Origin of the sequence: Pseudomonas sp. SMSB3 (assembly GCF_052041965.1) — a bacterium.
GTDB lineage: Bacteria > Pseudomonadota > Gammaproteobacteria > Pseudomonadales > Pseudomonadaceae > Aquipseudomonas.
Window position 1 is genome coordinate 189860 of sequence record NZ_JBKGGV010000007.1, and the last position, 16903, is coordinate 206762.

The following is a 16903-nucleotide window of genomic DNA, read 5'->3' on the forward strand; positions in this document are numbered from 1 at the left end:
ATGTTGAAAGTCGAAGTTTATCGTTACAACCCGGATACCGACTCGGCGCCCAAGATGGAGTCGTTCGACGTCGATACCGGCGGCAAGGACCTGATGGTGCTGGACGTCCTGGCGCTGATCAAGGAAAAGGACGAAGGGTTCTCCTACCGTCGTTCCTGCCGTGAGGGCGTTTGCGGCTCCGACGGCATGAACATGAACGGCAAGAACGGCCTGGCCTGCATCACCCCGCTGTCCGGCGTGGTCAAGGGCAACAAGCTGGTGCTGCGTCCGCTGCCTGGGCTGCCGGTCATTCGCGACCTGGTGGTCGACATGAGCATCTTCTACAAGCAGTACGAGAAGGTGAAGCCGTTCCTGCAGAACGACACGCCGGCACCGGCCATCGAGCGCCTGCAGTCGCCGGAAGACCGCGAGAAGCTCGACGGCCTCTACGAGTGCATTCTGTGCGCCTGCTGCTCGACCTCGTGCCCATCGTTCTGGTGGAACCCGGACAAGTTCCTGGGCCCAGCCGCGCTGCTGCAAGCCTACCGTTTCCTGGCCGACAGCCGTGACACCAAGACCCAGGAGCGCCTGGCGTCCCTGGATGATCCGTTCAGCGTATTCCGCTGCCGCGGGATCATGAACTGCGTCAACGTTTGCCCCAAGGGTCTGAACCCGACCAAGGCAATCGGTCACGTACGTAACATGCTGCTGCAAAGCGGCACCTGATTCAAAGCGTTGTACCTGTAGTAAGCCGAGGTGCGGGTGGTGAGCCCGCACTGAGGTAAAACCTGAGCAAGGGTTCACAAAGCCCGCGCTCGATACCTATGAAGATATGAGACCAGCAGGGGCTTTCCGGGCTGGTACCCGGAAAATCAGCAGGATCCAAGTGGCGTGGTTCAGTCGCTTTATTCGGACTTTTCCAGGTTTGCTGTGGCTCTCGCCGATCAGTCCCCTAACCGAGGGTGACCAAGCATGCAAGAAAGCGTGATGCAGCGCATGTGGGAAAGCGCCCACCTTTCAGGTGGTAACGCTGCATATGTGGAAGAGCTCTACGAGCTCTACCTGCACGACCCTAACGCTGTGCCAGAAGAGTGGCGCACCTACTTCCAGAAGTTGCCCGCCGACGGCAGCACCGCTACCGACGTATCGCACTCGACGATCCGCGATCATTTCGTACTGCTGGCAAAGAACCAGCGCCGCGCCCAACCGGTTTCAGCCGGGAGCGTGAGCACAGAACACGAGAAGAAGCAGGTTGAAGTACTGCGACTGATCCAGGCCTATCGTATGCGCGGCCATCAGGCTGCCAAGCTCGACCCCTTGGGGTTGTGGCAGCGACCAGCGCCCGTAGACCTGTCGATCAATCACTACGGCTTGACCAATGCCGATCTTGATACGACCTTCCGTGCCGGCGACCTGTTCATCGGCAAAGAGGAGGCGATCCTACGCGAGATCATCGAGGCGCTCCAGAAGACATATTGTCGCACCATCGGCGCCGAGTTCACCCACATCGTCGATTCCGAGCAGCGCAGCTGGTTCCAGCAGCGCCTGGAGAGCGTGCGCGGCCGTCCGGAGTTTTCCGTCGACGTGCAGACCCACCTGCTCGAGCGCGTGACCGCCGGTGAGGGCCTGGAGAAGTACCTGGGCACCAAGTATCCAGGCACCAAGCGCTTCGGCCTCGAAGGTGGCGAGAGCCTGATTCCGATGCTGGACGAGATGATCCAGCGCTGCGGCTCCTACGGCACCAAGGAAGTCGTGATCGGCATGGCCCACCGTGGTCGTCTGAACGTGCTGGTCAACACCTTCGGCAAGAACCCGCGCGAGCTGTTCGATGAGTTCGAAGGCAAGAAGATGAACGAGCTGGGCTCCGGTGACGTCAAGTATCACCAGGGCTTCTCCTCCAACGTCATGACCCCGGGTGGCGAAGTGCACCTGGCCATGGCGTTCAACCCCTCCCACCTGGAAATCGTCTCGCCAGTGGTTGAAGGTTCGGTGCGCGCCCGTCAGGATCGCCGCAACGATACCGTGGGTGACAAGGTGCTGCCGATCTCGATCCACGGCGACGCTGCCTTCGCCGGTCAGGGCGTGGTCATGGAAACCTTCCAGATGTCGCAGACCCGCGGTTTCAAGACCGGCGGTACCGTGCACATCGTGATCAACAACCAGGTTGGCTTCACCATCAGCAACCCGGAAGACTCGCGTTCCACCGAGTATGCGACCGACGTCGCCAAGATGATTCAGGCGCCGATCCTGCACGTCAACGGCGATGATCCGGAAGCCGTGTTGTTCGTGACCCAGCTGGCCATCGACTATCGCATGCAGTTCAAGCGTGACGTGGTCATCGACCTGGTCTGCTACCGCCGTCGTGGCCATAACGAGGCCGACGAGCCGAACGGCACCCAGCCGTTGATGTACCAGCAGATCACCAAGCAGCGCACCACCCGCGAGCTGTACGCCGAGGCACTGCTGCAGGCCGGACGCATCGACGCCGAGCGTGCCCAGTCCAAGATCGACGAGTACCGCAACGCGCTGGACAACGGTCTGCACGTGGTCAAGAGCCTGGTCAAGGAGCCGAACCGCGAGCTGTTCGTCGATTGGCGTCCATACCTGGGCCATGCCTGGACCGCGCGTCACGACACCCGCTTCGACCTCAAGACCCTGCAGGATCTGTCGGCCAAGCTGCTCGAGCTGCCCGAGGGCTTCGTCGTCCAGCGTCAGGTCGCGAAGATCTACGAAGATCGCCAGAAGATGCAAGCCGGTGGCTTGCCGATCAACTGGGGCTACGCCGAGACCATGGCCTACGCCACGTTGCAGTTCGAAGGTCACCCGATCCGCATGACCGGCCAGGACATCGGCCGTGGCACCTTCTCCCATCGTCACGCGGTGCTGCACAACCAGAAGGACGCCAGCACCTATGTGCCGCTGAAGAACCTGTTCCCAGGTCAGCCGCAGTTCGAGCTGTACGACTCGTTCCTCTCCGAAGAAGCGGTTCTGGCCTTCGAATACGGCTACTCGACCACCACGCCGAATGCGCTGGTGATCTGGGAAGCCCAGTTCGGCGACTTCGCCAACGGTGCCCAGGTGGTGATCGACCAGTTCATCACCAGCGGCGAGCACAAGTGGGGTCGCCTGTGCGGTCTGACCATGCTGCTGCCGCACGGCTATGAAGGGCAGGGGCCGGAGCACTCCTCCGCACGTCTTGAGCGTTACCTGCAGCTGTGCGCCGAGCACAACATCCAGGTGTGCGTGCCAACCACTCCAGCGCAGATCTATCACCTGCTGCGTCGCCAGGTCATCCGTCCGCTGCGCAAGCCGCTGATCGTCCTGACGCCGAAGTCGCTGCTGCGTCACAAGCTGGCCGTGTCGACCCTCGAAGACCTGGCCGAAGGCTCGTTCCAGACCGTGATCCCGGAAATCGACACCCTCGATCCGGCCAAGGTCGAACGCCTGGTCCTGTGCAGCGGCAAGGTTTACTACGATCTGCTGGAAAAACGCCGTGCCGAAGGCCGCGAAGACATCGCGATCCTGCGTCTTGAGCAGCTGTATCCGTTCCCTGAGGACGACTTGGTCGAAATCCTGGCGCAGTACAGCAACCTCAAGCATGCGGTGTGGTGCCAGGAAGAACCGATGAACCAGGGCGCCTGGTACAGCAGCCAGCACCACATGCGCCGTATCCTGGGCCGCCACAACAAGGCGCTGGTCCTGGAATACGCCGGCCGCGACGCCTCTGCTGCGCCAGCCTGTGGTTACGCATCGAAGCACGCCGAACAGCAGGAAAAACTGCTGCAAGACGCCTTCACCGTTTAATGCCTTCGCGCACCTGAAACCGAATTTAAGGAAACACAGATAATGGCTATCGAGATCAAAGCCCCAACCTTCCCGGAATCGGTTGCCGATGGCACCGTTGCCACCTGGCACAAGCAGCCAGGCGACGCCGTCAAGCGTGACGAGCTGATCGTCGACATCGAGACCGACAAGGTCGTCCTGGAAGTGCTGGCCACCGCTGATGGCGTGCTGGGCGCGATCGTCAAGGGCGAGGGCGACACCGTTCTGTCCGACGAAGTGCTGGGTTCGATCGTTGAAGGCGGCGCTGCCGCCGCCGCGCCGGCCGCCGCTCCTGCTGCTGCCGCGCCGGCTGCCGCCGCCGCCGGCACCGATGCCGGCGAAGACGACCCGATCGCTGCACCGGCTGCGCGCAAGCTGGCCGAGGAAAGCGCCATTGACCTGGCCAGCATCACCGGCACCGGCAAAGGCGGTCGCATCACCAAGGAAGACGTGGTCGCTGCCGTGGCCAACAAGAAGTCCGCTCCAGCACCGGCTGCCAAGCCTGCTGCCGCCGCTGCCGCGCCTGTGGTGACCGCCGCTGGCGATCGCACCGAGAAGCGCGTGCCGATGACCCGTCTGCGTGCCAAGATCGCCGAGCGTCTGGTAGAAGCGCAATCGAACATGGCCATGCTGACCACCTTCAACGAAGTCGACATGACCGAAGTCATGGCCCTGCGTTCGAAGTACAAGGACCTGTTCGAGAAGACCCACAACGGCGTGCGTCTGGGCTTCATGTCGTTCTTCGTCAAGGCCGCCACCGAAGCCCTCAAGCGCTTCCCGGCAGTCAACGCATCGATCGATGGCAACGACATCGTCTATCACGGCTATGCCGACGTCGGCGTTGCCGTCTCCAGCGACCGTGGCCTGGTGGTGCCGGTGCTGCGCAATGCCGAGTCGATGAGCCTGGCTGAAATCGAAAACGGCATCGCCACCTTCGGCAAGAAGGCCCGTGACGGCAAGCTGGCCATCGAAGAGATGACCGGCGGCACCTTCACCATCACCAACGGTGGCACCTTCGGTTCGATGATGTCGACGCCGATCGTCAACCCGCCACAAGCCGCGATCCTGGGCATGCACAACATCATCCAGCGTCCGATGGCAATCAACGGCCAAGTCGTGATCCGCCCGATGATGTACCTGGCGCTGTCGTACGACCACCGCCTGATCGACGGCAAGGAAGCGGTAACCTTCCTGGTCACCATCAAGAACCTGCTGGAAGATCCGTCTCGCCTGCTGCTGGACATCTAATCGCGCAGCTGTAAGCTGCAAGCGGCATGCTTCAAGCCGAAGCGTGTCTGTCTTGCGGCTTGCAGCTTGCCGCTTGAAGCTAACAAGGAATCTTTTATGACCCAGAAATTCGACGTAGTGGTGATTGGTGCAGGTCCTGGCGGCTATGTGGCTGCCATCAAGGCCGCCCAACTTGGTCTGAAGACTGCCTGCATCGAGAAGTACACCGACGCCGAGGGCAAGCTGGCCCTGGGCGGCACCTGCCTGAACGTAGGCTGCATCCCGTCCAAGGCGCTGCTCGACAGCTCCTGGAAGTACAAGGAAGCCAAGGAGAGCTTCAACGTTCACGGTATCTCCACCGGTGAAGTGAAGATGGACGTCGCCGCGATGGTTGGCCGCAAGGCTGGCATCGTGAAGAACCTGACCGGTGGTGTCGCCACCCTGTTCAAGGCCAACGGCGTGACTTCCATCCAGGGCCACGGCAAGCTGCTGGCCGGCAAGAAAGTCGAAGTGACCAAGGCTGACGGTACCAGCGAAGTCATCGAAGCGGAGAACGTGATCCTCGCTTCCGGCTCGCGTCCGATCGACATTCCACCGGCGCCGGTCGACCAGAACGTCATCGTCGATTCCACTGGCGCCCTGGAATTCCAGAGCGTACCGCAGCGTCTGGGCGTTATCGGTGCTGGCGTGATCGGCCTGGAGCTGGGTTCGGTCTGGGCTCGCCTGGGCGCGCAAGTGACTGTCCTGGAAGCGCTGGACACCTTCCTGATGGCTGCCGACACCGCGGTGTCCAAGGAAGCCCAGAAAACCCTGACCAAGCAAGGCCTGGACATCAAGCTGGGCGCTCGCGTCACTGGCTCGAAAGTCAACGGCGACGAAGTCGAAGTGACCTACACCAACGCCGAAGGCGAGCAGAAGATCACCTTCGACAAGCTGATCGTTGCCGTTGGCCGCCGTCCTGTGACCACTGACCTGCTGGCTGCCGACAGCGGTGTGAACATCGACGAGCGCGGCTACATCTATGTCGACGACCAATGCGCCACCAGCGTACCGGGCGTGTTCGCCATCGGTGACGTGGTGCGCGGCCTGATGCTGGCGCACAAGGCGTCGGAAGAAGGCATCATGGTGGTTGAGCGCATCAAGGGCCACAAGGCCCAGATGAACTACGACCTGATCCCATCGGTCATCTACACCCACCCGGAAATCGCTTGGGTCGGCAAGACCGAACAGTCCTTGAAGGCCGAGGGTGTTGAGGTTAACGTAGGCACCTTCCCGTTCGCCGCCAGCGGCCGTGCGATGGCAGCCAACGACACCGGCGGTTTCGTCAAGGTCATCGCCGATGCCAAGACCGACCGCGTCCTGGGTGTTCACGTGATCGGCCCATCGGCTGCCGAGCTGGTTCAGCAAGGCGCGATCGCAATGGAATTCGGCACCAGTGCCGAGGATCTGGGCATGATGGTCTTCAGCCATCCGACCCTGTCCGAAGCGCTGCATGAAGCAGCGCTGGCAGTGAATGGCGGCGCCATTCACGTGGCCAACCGTAAGAAGCGTTAATTATAAGAAACCACGGCGGGCTGCCCGTCGTGAGTCTTGCGTGCATGACTCACCGCGGAACGTCCGCCGGACCGGACTACACGGGAAAACCGGGGTTGACGGTCACAGGTGGTGCGGCGCCAGCAATGGCGCAGCGCCGAAGCGCAGTACCTAACGAAGACGGTAAAAAGCATGAATCTTCACGAGTATCAGGGTAAGCAGCTGTTCGCTGAGTACGGCCTGCCAGTTTCCAAGGGTTTCGCAGTCGATACCCCTGAGCAAGCTGCAGAAGCCTGCGACAAGATCGGCGGGAACGAGTGGGTGGTTAAGGCCCAGGTTCACGCCGGTGGTCGCGGCAAGGCGGGCGGCGTCAAGCTGGTTCGCAGCAAGGAAGACGCCAAGGCGTTCGCTGCACAGTGGTTGGGCAAGAATCTGGTTACCTACCAGACCGATGCCAACGGTCAACCCGTCTCCAAGATTCTGGTCGAATCCTGCACTGACATCGCCAAGGAGCTGTACCTGGGCGCTGTAGTGGATCGTTCGAGCCGCCGCATCGTGTTCATGGCTTCCACCGAAGGTGGCGTGGACATCGAGAAAGTCGCTCACGAAACGCCTGAGAAGATTCTCAAGGCCACCATCGACCCTCTGGTCGGCGCTCAGCCGTTCCAGGGTCGTGAACTGGCGTTCCAGCTGGGTCTGGAAGGCAAGCAGGTTCAACAGTTCGCCAAGATCTTCGTGGGTCTGGCCAAGCTGTTCAAGGATCACGATCTGGCCCTGCTGGAAGTGAACCCGCTGGTGATCAAGGCTGATGGCGACCTGCACTGCCTCGATGCCAAGATCAACATCGACGCCAACGCGATGTACCGTCAACCGAAGCTCAAGACCTTCCATGACCCGTCCCAGGACGACGCCCGTGAAGCCCACGCTGCCAAGTTCGAACTGAACTACGTTGCCCTCGAAGGCAACATCGGCTGCATGGTCAACGGTGCTGGCCTGGCCATGGGGACCATGGACATCGTCAACCTGCACGGCGGCAAGCCAGCCAACTTCCTCGACGTAGGTGGCGGCGCTACCAAAGAGCGCGTTACCGAAGCGTTCAAGATCATCCTGTCCGACAGCAATGTCGCTGCAGTGCTGGTCAACATCTTCGGCGGCATCGTTCGCTGCGACATGATTGCCGAAGGCATCATCGGTGCAGTGAAAGAAGTTGGCGTCAAGGTTCCGGTCGTGGTTCGCCTCGAAGGCAACAACGCCGAACTGGGCGCTAAAGTACTGGCAGAAAGCGGTTTGAACATCATTGCGGCAACCAGCCTGACCGACGCTGCTCAACAAGTTGTCAAAGCTGCGGAGGGCAAGTAATGAGCGTCCTGATCAATAAAGACACCAAAGTCATCTGCCAGGGCTTCACCGGCTCGCAGGGTACTTTCCACTCCGAACAAGCCATCGCCTACGGCACCAAGATGGTCGGTGGTGTTACGCCAGGCAAGGGTGGCACCACCCACCTGGGCCTGCCGGTGTTCAACACCGTCAAGGAAGCCGTTGAAGCAACCGGCGCTGACGCGTCGGTGATCTACGTTCCGGCTCCGTTCTGCAAGGATTCGATCCTGGAAGCCGCGTTCGGTGGCATCAAGCTGATCGTGTGCATCACCGAAGGCATTCCTACCCTGGATATGCTCGATGCCAAGGTCAAGTGCGACGAACTGGGCGTGACCCTGATCGGCCCTAACTGCCCAGGTGTGATCACCCCGGGCGAGTGCAAGATCGGCATCATGCCAGGCCACATCCACTTGCCGGGCAAGGTCGGTATCGTTTCGCGCTCCGGCACCCTGACCTACGAAGCGGTCAAGCAGACCACCGACGCCGGCTTCGGCCAGTCGACCTGCGTGGGCATCGGTGGCGACCCGATCCCAGGCTCCAACTTCATCGACATCCTGAAGCTGTTCCAGGAAGATCCGAAGACTGAAGCGATCGTCATGATCGGCGAAATCGGCGGTTCGGCTGAAGAAGAAGCTGCGGCCTACATCAAGGCCCACGTGACCAAGCCAGTGGTTTCCTACATCGCCGGTGTCACTGCACCTGCGGGCAAGCGTATGGGCCACGCTGGTGCGATCATCTCCGGCGGCAAAGGCACTGCGGACGAGAAATTCGCCGCGCTGCAGGACGCTGGTGTGAAGACCGTGCGTTCCCTGGCTGACATCGGCAAGGCGCTGGCCGAGCTGACCGGCTGGGAAGCCAAGAAGTAATACCGCTACACCCCCCACGCGCACAAAGGCCACCTTCGGGTGGCCTTTGTCGTATCTAGGCAATAAAGAATTTTCGATGGGATTGATAGGAATTTTCACACAGACGGCATCCTCGATAGGAGGATAATCCCTGCTGTCTGCGTTCACAGAGACGACAAACATGTATGCACATCGGACAACCGGCACTGTGCCAGTGCGTTTGCTGGGTAAAACGGTTAATCTACGCGTTCACTCTGTGCCCGTACCCCAAAAGGGAACGACACGCTAAACGGGTCTGGCCTATCAAGCCGGGCAGCATTTCCCTCATCCACGGGGAAATCCCCTCTCGAATCCCGATTTCAGCAGTGTGGTACTACCCTAAATGAAAGTTCTCAAAGGCCAGGATATCCTGGCGCTTGGCTTTATGACGTTTGCGCTTTTCGTTGGCGCCGGCAATATCATCTTCCCGCCTATCGTCGGTCTGCAGTCTGGTCCGCACGTCTGGATGGCGGCGCTGGGCTTTTTGGTGACAGCCGTGGGCCTGCCCGTGATCACTGTGATTGCCTTGGCCAAGGTCGGTGGTGGCATGGACGCCCTGAGCAGCCCGATCGGCAAGTTCTTCGGTGGCCTGCTGGCAGCTGTGTGCTACCTGTCGGTCGGCCCGCTGTTCGCAACGCCGCGTACTGCGACCGTCTCGTTCGAGGTGGGCGTGGCGCCGTTGACCGGTGAAAGCCCGACGGCGCTGTTCATCTACAGCCTGGTGTACTTCGCCGTGGTGCTGGCGGTGTCGATGTATCCGGGCAAGTTGCTCGACACGGTCGGGCGCTTCCTCGCACCGTTGAAAATCCTGGCCCTGGCGGTGCTGGGCGTCGCGGCCTTCGCGCTGCCGGCGGGTACCGTTGGCGAAGCGCAGCCAGCCTATGCCGCTGCCGCGTTCTCCAAGGGCTTCTCCGATGGGTACCTGACCATGGATACCCTGGGCGCCCTGGTGTTCGGTATCGTCATCGTCAACGCCATCCGCTCGCGCGGCGTCGAGTCGCCTAAATTGATCACGCGCTACGCGATCATCGCCGGTCTGATCGCAGGTGTCGGTCTGGCCCTGGTCTATGTCAGCCTGTTCCGACTCGGCGCCAGCAGCCATGAAATCGCCGCCGGTGCCTCCAATGGTGCTGCGGTGCTGCATGCCTACGTGCAACATACCTTCGGCTGGTTGGGCAGCGGTTTTCTCGCCGTACTGATCGCCCTGGCTTGCCTGGTGACCGCGGTCGGCCTGACTTGCGCCTGTGCCGAGTACTTCAGCAAGATCCTGCCGTTGTCGTACCGCGCGCTGGTGGTGATCCTGGCCGGCTTCTCGCTGCTGATCTCCAACCTGGGCCTGACCAAGCTGATCATGTTCTCGATCCCGGTGCTCACCGCGATTTATCCGCCATGCATCGTGGTGGTGGGGCTGAGCTTCGTGAAGGATCTGTGGAACTCGCCGACGCGCATTCTGGCGCCGGTAATGCTGGTGTCGTTGCTGTTCGGTGTGGTCGACGCGGTCAAGGGCAGCAGCGTTGCCCACGTGCTGCCTGACTTCATGGCGCACCTGCCACTCAGTGATCAAGGCCTGGCCTGGTTGGTGCCTTCAGTGCTGACGCTGGTAGCCGCCGTGGCGTGCGACCGGATGCTCGGCAAGCCGCGCGAAGCGCTGGCGTGATGGGTTGATGGCTTGAGGCGGCGCCGGCCACAAGCCAAGGGGCGCCTGCCCAAGCTGTCAACGCCGAAGCCCCGTTCTCTGTTGAGAGGCGGGGCTTTTTCTTGCCTGGCTGTTGCTGCAGCAAGGCCTGCGCACCTCGCGCCGCTTTCAACCTCAGCCTGTGCCTTTTACCGCTAGGCAGCGTCGAACAGGCGACCTTATTCTCTGTGCACCTGCCGCTCGGGAACTCTGCATGCACTTCATCCAAAGCAACCTTCACAACCTGCTGGCCGTTTGCTGGTTCGCACTCTGCTGGGGCGGTTATACCCGCTACGCGATCTGGAAGGGCCGCGACACGGCGTGCCTGGCCAGCGTGCTGCACCTGTATCGCGAGGACTGGATGCGCCGCATGCTGCTACGGGACAACCGCATCGCCGACGCCAGCGTGATTGGCAATCTGGAGCGCAACGCGTCGTTCTTCGCCTCCAGCACGCTGATCATCCTGGCGGGCATTCTTACCGTACTGGGCGCCTCCGACCGAGCGCTGTCGCTCCTGGCTGACCTGCCTATGGTGCAGCAAGCCTCCCAGGGCATGTCGGAAATAAAATTGCTGTGCCTGGCCATGGTGTTCGTCTACGCGTTCTTCACTTTCAGTTGGTGCATGCGCCAGTACAACTTCGCCGCAGTGCTGGTCGGCTCGGCACCCATGATCGGTGAGCGCCTGGTCAATGAATTGGAGCGCAAGGCCTTCGCTTCACGGGCTGCGCGGGTGTTGTCACTGGCGGCCAACCAGTTCAACTTGGGCCTGCGCTCTTATTACTTCGGCATGGCCATGCTGACCTGGTTCATCAGCCCGTGGTTGTTCATGCTGGTGAGTGTCGGCGTGGTATTGATCTTGTACCGCCGCGAGTTTCATTCCGACGTGTTGGAGGTGATGGTCTTCACGCCCACCCAAAGCCTGCCACTGGAAGCGAGTAAAGATGCACCTGTACTACCGACTGAAACGATTAATCGTTAATCCACCGGCATAAAAAAACCCGACACAGGTGTCGGGTTTTTTGTATCTGGCTTATTACTGCTTGGCAGGTTCGGCCGGAGCAGTTGCAGGGGCGGTGGCTGGAGTGGCCGGTGCGGCCTCTTCAGCGGCCTTCTGCTGGGCTTCAGCCTGATCTTTGGCAGCTTCGGCGTTTTCCTTGGCAGCGTCGTTCATCTTATCCTGAGCGTCGTCCATTTTTTCCTGGGCTTGCTCGCGGTGTTCTTGTGCGTCCTGGGCTTTGTCTTCGCTCGCTTTATCGCAAGCGGCCAGGCCCATGGCAGCAGCCAGCATCAGAGCAAAAGCAAAAGGTTTACGCATGAGGGTGTATCTCCTTGGTGGAATAATCGACTTGTTCCTTCGAGTTCAGCCGTTTCGGATAAGTTCCGCTGCGGTTGCAGATATATAACAACTCATTCAAGCGCGCCTTGGCTACTGCTTTTATGTCCATGCGCAGTTAATGACGGAACGGGATATGAACGACACTGAGTTAATGGCCATGGCCGAGCGATTTCTGTCGGCGTTGAAACACTGTCAGTTGTTGGGCATGCAGGTGGCCGCCGCCGGTCCTGCAGGTATCACACTCATGCTGCCGTGGTCACCGGCAATTGTCGGCAACCCGCAAAGTGGTGCGGTGCATGGAGGCGCGCTCAGCACGTTGATGGACACGACCTGCGGCATGGCAACCCTGTGCGTGCTACCGCGTTTCGAAGTGTGCCCAACCCTGGACCTGCGCATCGACTACATGCATGCCGCCACCCCGCACAAGCCGATCTACGGCCATTCACAGTGCTATCGAGTGACCCGCGACGTGATCTTCACCCGTGGCACAGCCTATCAGGACGACCCTACCCAACCGATCTGCCATGCGGTAGGCACCTTCATGCGCCTGGGGCAGGACATCAAGGGCGGTATTCGCTTCGGCAACAGCCTCAAGGCGGGTGAAGCATGATCCCGCAGGAGGTGCGCCAGCAACTCAGCGCCGCACACGCGGTCGGTGATTACCGGCCGCTGCTGGCGTTGATACCCTACGCCGGCTTGATCGGCGTCGAGTGCGAGCGGGTAGGGCAGGACTTGCTGTTTCGGCTCCCGGCCAGCGAAGACAACATCGGCAACCCATTGCTGCCGGCCATCCACGGCGGGGTCATCGCCGGTTTCATGGAGCTGTCTGCAGCCTTGTACCTGTTGATCTACAGCGAAAGCGCGAGCATTCCCAAGATCATCGACTTCTCCGTCGACTACCTGCGTGCCGGGCACTACCGCGACACCTACGCACGCTGCCAGCTGTGGCGCCAGGGGCGGCGTGTGACCAACGTCGCCATCACCGCCTGGCAGGCCGATGCGCACACGCCGATCGCCACTGCGCGCGCTCATTTCAAGATCGAACCGCAAAAGCCCTTGAATTCGTCAGGCCAGCCCCCATCTGAATGACATCCGCCGTCAAAGGCTGGCCGTAACGGCCGCCAGGCGCCATTGCCATCAGATCGGAGTTTTGAAGACCATGAGTGTGGAGACTCAAAAAGAAACGCTGGGCTTCCAGACCGAGGTAAAGCAGCTGCTGCACCTCATGATCCATTCGCTGTACTCGAACAAGGAAATCTTCCTGCGGGAGCTGATCTCCAACGCCTCTGACGCCGCCGACAAGCTGCGTTTCGAAGCGTTGGCCAAGCCTGAATTGCTCGAGAACGACGCCGACCTGAAAATCCGCCTGAGCTTCGACAAGGAGGCCGGCACCGTAACGCTCGAAGACAACGGCATCGGCATGAGCCGCGACGATGTGATCGCCCACCTGGGCACCATCGCCAAATCCGGTACCGCCGACTTCATGAAGAACCTCACCGGCGACCAGAAAAAGGACTCGCACCTGATCGGTCAGTTCGGTGTTGGTTTCTACTCGGCGTTCATCGTCGCCGACCAGGTCGACGTCTACAGCCGCCGTGCCGGTCAGCCCGCTGCAGAAGGCGTGCACTGGTCGTCCAAGGGCGAGGGCGAATTCGAAGTCGCCACCATCGACAAGCCACAGCGTGGCACCCGAATCGTCCTGCACCTGAAGAAGGACGAGCAGGAATTCGCCGACGGCTGGCGCCTGCGCAATGTGGTCAAGAAGTACTCCGACCACATCGCCCTGCCCATCGAGCTGCCCAAGGAGCAGGCCGAAGCCGCCGAGGGTGAAGAGCAGCCTGCGCAGGAATGGGAAACCGTCAACCGCGCCAGTGCCCTGTGGACCCGTTCGCGCAGCGAGGTCAAGGACGAGGAATACCAGGAATTCTACAAGCACATCGGTCACGATTTCGAAAACCCGCTGGCCTGGAGCCACAACAAGGTCGAGGGCAAGCTCGAGTACAACTCGCTGCTCTACGTACCGGCCCGCGCCCCGTTCGACCTGTATCAGCGTGAAGCGCCGCGCGGCCTGAAGCTCTACGTGCAGCGCGTGTTCATCATGGACCAGGCTGAGTCGTTCCTGCCGCTGTACCTGCGCTTCATCAAGGGTGTGGTCGATTCCAACGACCTGTCGCTGAACGTATCGCGGGAAATTCTGCAGAAGGACCCGATCATCGACTCGATGAAGACGGCGCTGACCAAGCGCGTGCTGGACATGCTCGAGAAGCTGGCCAAGAACGAACCTGAGCAATACAAAGGCTTCTGGAAGAACTTTGGCCAGGTGCTCAAGGAAGGCCCGGCCGAGGACTTCGCCAACAAGGAAAAGATCGCCGGTCTGCTGCGCTTCGCCTCCACCCATGACGACAGCGGCGAGCAGAGCGTTGCCTTGGCCGACTACCTGGCGCGTGCCAAGGAAGGCCAGGACAAGATCTACTACCTCACCGGTGAGTCCTACGCGCAGGTGAAGAACAGCCCGCACCTGGAAGTCTTCCGCAAGAAAGGCATCGAAGTGCTGCTGCTGACCGATCGCATCGATGAGTGGCTGATGAGCTACCTCAATGAATTCGACGGCAAAGCGTTCGTCGACGTGGCCCGTGGTGACCTGGATCTGGGCAAGCTGGACTCCGAAGAGGACAAGAAAGCCCAGGAAGAAGTCGCCAAGGACAAGGAAGGCCTGGTCGAGCGCCTCAAAGGCGCGCTCGGTGACAGCGTGGCCGAGGTGCGGGTCTCGCATCGCCTGACCGACTCGCCGGCCATTCTGGCCATCGGTGAGCAGGATCTGGGTCTGCAGATGCGTCAGATTCTCGAGGCCAGCGGGCAGAAAGTGCCGGAATCCAAGCCGATCTTCGAGTTCAATCCAACTCACCCGCTGATCGAGAAACTCGATCATGAGCAAAGCGAAGATCGCTTCGCCGAACTGTCGCACATTCTCTTCGATCAGGCAGCCTTGGCCGCCGGTGACAGCTTGAAGGACCCTGCGGCGTATGTGCGTCGCCTGAACAAGCTGCTCGTCGAGCTGTCTGCATGAGTTGACGCACAGCAAAGCCCGCTTCGGCGGGCTTTTTTCATTGTGAGCAGTTAAGGAGCGCCTGATGAGCAAGGTAATCGTCGAATCGCTGGTCTATCACCTCTCCGGCAAGACCTATGAAAGCCGCCTGGTGTATGAACCAGGTGCCCTGGGCCGCCCCGGTCTGGTGATGGCGCCGAACTGGATGGGCATCGCCGAAGGCGCCGAGCGCATTGCCAAGGAAGTCGCCGCCCAGGGTTACGTGGTGCTGCTCGCCGACCTGTACGGCCAGTCGGTACGCCCCTCCACTGCCGAGGAAGCGGGCGCGGCGATGATGCCGCTGAAGAATGACCGTGCCGAGCTGCGCAAGCGCATGCAGGTAGCGCTCGAGCAGTTGCTTGGCCAGTCCAAGGCGCTGCTGGCGCCTGGCAAGATCGCCGCGTTCGGCTTCTGCTTCGGCGGCTGCTGTGCGCTGGAGCTGGCCCGCAGCGGCGCCGAGCTGCGCGCTGCTGTGTCGTTCCACGGTACCCTCGATACGCCCAATCCTGAGGATGCCAAGTTCATCAAAGGCTCGGTGTTGGTGCTGCACGGGGCGAGCGATCCCCTCGTGCCGAAAGAGCAGCTGCCGGCCTTCGAGGACGAAATGAATGCAGCCAAGGTTGATTGGCAGCTCCTGAGTTACGGCGGCGCGGTGCACTCGTTCACCGACCCGAATGCCAATGTCCCCGGCAAGATGCAGTACGACCGACGCACCAGTGAGCGTGCGTTTCGCTCGATGCACAACCTGCTCAGCGAAGTGTTCGCCCGCTGATGGCACCCAGGGGCTGCCTGGCAGCCCCTGCGCGGCTTGCTCGGCGACTAGAGCCACAGCGCCTGAGTAGCGGGCAGGGCTGAACCGTTGCGCTTGCCGCTCGGTCTATTCTGTTCATGCCCAGATAAGGAAGTTATCGATGATCGCCAGAGTACTGGCCTGCCTGGTGGTGTCTGGCTGCTTGTGTCAGGCAGCCCAAGCCCGTGACTACCGCTATAGCGATGCTCACCTTCATTACGTGGATTTTTTCCAGGAAACCGAGGGCATGCCGGCGCTGATCGAGGCCATGGGCCGTGCGGGCGTCGAGCATTCGATGATCTCCGGGATCCCGGTGGCCAAGAAATGGCACGAGGACGAGCCCAAGCGCCCGCGCTACTACGCAGGCGATGACGCCGATGCCTATTGGTACAGCGCCACCGACACCTACGTCGCCGCGGCGCTGCAGAAACTGTCGGCCGAGCAACGCAAGCGCTTCCATCCGTTCCTGACCGGCTTCAACCCGGTCGACAAGAACGCCGTCAGCCACATCGAGCGCATGCTCGAGCTCAATCCAGGGTTGTGGCAGGGCATCGGCGAAGTGTTCACCCGCCATGACGACCTGACTGCGCTGACCGTTGGCGACACACCGCGGGCCAATAACGAAGCCATGACCCGTATCTACCACCTGGCCGCCGAACGCGACATGCCCGTACTGGTGCATTCGAACATCACCTCCAAGCGTGAACGCAACCCGCTCTACCTGGCCGAAATCGAAGAGCCGTTGCGCAATCACCCGCACACCCGCTTCATCTGGGCGCACGCTGGCAGCAGTGCCGAGATCCATCGCCATCAGACGCAAATGGATTTCCTGCTGCCAGTGCTGACGCGCTTGTTGGCCGACTACCCCAATCTGTACGTCGACCTTTCGTGGAGCGTGCTGCAACCCTACCTGCTCGACGAGCAGGGCGTTCCGCGCAAGCAATGGCTGGCACTGGTCGAGCAGCATCCGGATAAATTCATGCTGGGCTCGGACGTGGTCGGCCGCTTTGGCAGCCTGGGGGAGCAGATGCACGGCTTCAAGCCGTTCCTCGATGCTTTGCCAACGGAAGTCGCCAACAAAGTCGCCCGGGATAATTTCCTCGCCGTGCTGCCCAAGGCCCGCTAAGCGGGCGCCGGCGATGCCGGAAACGAAAACGCCCCGAACCAGTCGGGGCGTTTTCGTTGCAGCGGCGGG

At 61.0% G+C, this 16903-nt stretch carries 14 protein-coding genes; 13 read left to right on the forward strand and 1 reads right to left on the reverse strand.

All coding sequences use genetic code 11. The features are described from left to right. The 8 genes from ACLEJW_RS13890 (at position 1) to ACLEJW_RS13925 (ending at position 11476) form a co-directional block, all read left to right on the forward strand. Entirely contained in the window at positions 1 to 705 is a 705-nt protein-coding gene (locus ACLEJW_RS13890) for a succinate dehydrogenase iron-sulfur subunit (RefSeq protein ID WP_060478582.1), read from the forward strand. A 246-nt stretch (positions 706 to 951) separates the two neighbouring features. Next, positions 952 to 3783, forward strand: coding sequence for a 2-oxoglutarate dehydrogenase E1 component (locus ACLEJW_RS13895; RefSeq protein ID WP_440777747.1), 2832 nt, complete (start codon positions 952 to 954; stop codon positions 3781 to 3783). A gap of 42 nt (positions 3784 to 3825) precedes the next feature. Next, on the forward strand, positions 3826 to 5049 hold the full coding sequence (gene odhB, locus ACLEJW_RS13900; RefSeq protein WP_440777748.1) for a 2-oxoglutarate dehydrogenase complex dihydrolipoyllysine-residue succinyltransferase: 1224 nt from the start codon (positions 3826 to 3828) through the stop codon (positions 5047 to 5049). Between the two features lie 96 nt (positions 5050 to 5145). Further along, entirely contained in the window at positions 5146 to 6582 is a 1437-nt protein-coding gene (gene lpdA / locus ACLEJW_RS13905; protein WP_145188954.1) for a dihydrolipoyl dehydrogenase, read from the forward strand. 171 nt (positions 6583 to 6753) lie between these two features. After that, positions 6754 to 7920, forward strand: coding sequence for an ADP-forming succinate--CoA ligase subunit beta (gene sucC, locus ACLEJW_RS13910; protein WP_003254205.1), 1167 nt, complete (start codon positions 6754 to 6756; stop codon positions 7918 to 7920). Continuing rightward, positions 7920 to 8804 carry a succinate--CoA ligase subunit alpha gene (gene sucD, locus ACLEJW_RS13915; protein ID WP_003254203.1) on the forward strand — a complete coding sequence of 295 codons (885 nt, stop codon included), beginning with the start codon at positions 7920 to 7922 and terminating at the stop codon, positions 8802 to 8804. The genes sucC and sucD overlap by 1 nt, the downstream gene beginning before the upstream one ends. A 361-nt stretch (positions 8805 to 9165) precedes the next feature. Next, on the forward strand, positions 9166 to 10479 hold the full coding sequence (gene brnQ, locus ACLEJW_RS13920) for a branched-chain amino acid transport system II carrier protein (protein ID WP_145188951.1): 1314 nt from the start codon (positions 9166 to 9168) through the stop codon (positions 10477 to 10479). Positions 10480 to 10711: 232 nt separating this feature from the next. Next, a complete protein-coding gene (locus ACLEJW_RS13925) occupies positions 10712 to 11476 on the forward strand; it encodes a DUF599 domain-containing protein (RefSeq protein ID WP_145188948.1) in 765 nt (254 codons plus the stop codon). A 54-nt stretch (positions 11477 to 11530) separates the two neighbouring features. On the opposite strand, the gene ACLEJW_RS13930 is transcribed toward ACLEJW_RS13925, so the two are convergent. Next, on the reverse strand, positions 11531 to 11812 hold the full coding sequence (locus ACLEJW_RS13930; protein ID WP_145188946.1) for a hypothetical protein: 282 nt from the start codon (positions 11810 to 11812) through the stop codon (positions 11531 to 11533). A gap of 154 nt (positions 11813 to 11966) precedes the next feature. Between ACLEJW_RS13930 and ACLEJW_RS13935 the strand changes: the two genes are divergently transcribed. The 5 genes from ACLEJW_RS13935 (at position 11967) to ACLEJW_RS13955 (ending at position 16834) form a co-directional block, all read left to right on the forward strand. Beyond that, on the forward strand, positions 11967 to 12443 hold the full coding sequence (locus ACLEJW_RS13935; protein ID WP_440777749.1) for a PaaI family thioesterase: 477 nt from the start codon (positions 11967 to 11969) through the stop codon (positions 12441 to 12443). Then, entirely contained in the window at positions 12440 to 12922 is a 483-nt protein-coding gene (locus ACLEJW_RS13940) for a PaaI family thioesterase (protein ID WP_313301069.1), read from the forward strand. Before ACLEJW_RS13935 ends, ACLEJW_RS13940 begins: the two co-directional genes overlap by 4 nt. A 70-nt stretch (positions 12923 to 12992) precedes the next feature. Beyond that, positions 12993 to 14900, forward strand: coding sequence for a molecular chaperone HtpG (gene htpG / locus ACLEJW_RS13945; RefSeq protein ID WP_145188938.1), 1908 nt, complete (start codon positions 12993 to 12995; stop codon positions 14898 to 14900). A 64-nt stretch (positions 14901 to 14964) separates the two neighbouring features. Further along, the gene (locus tag ACLEJW_RS13950; protein ID WP_440777750.1) at positions 14965 to 15690 is read left to right on the forward strand and encodes a dienelactone hydrolase family protein; all 726 of its coding nucleotides are present in this window, start codon (positions 14965 to 14967) and stop codon (positions 15688 to 15690) included. Positions 15691 to 15829: 139 nt separating this feature from the next. Continuing rightward, a complete protein-coding gene (locus ACLEJW_RS13955) occupies positions 15830 to 16834 on the forward strand; it encodes an amidohydrolase family protein (protein ID WP_440777751.1) in 1005 nt (334 codons plus the stop codon). Positions 16835 to 16903 lie beyond the last annotated feature (69 nt).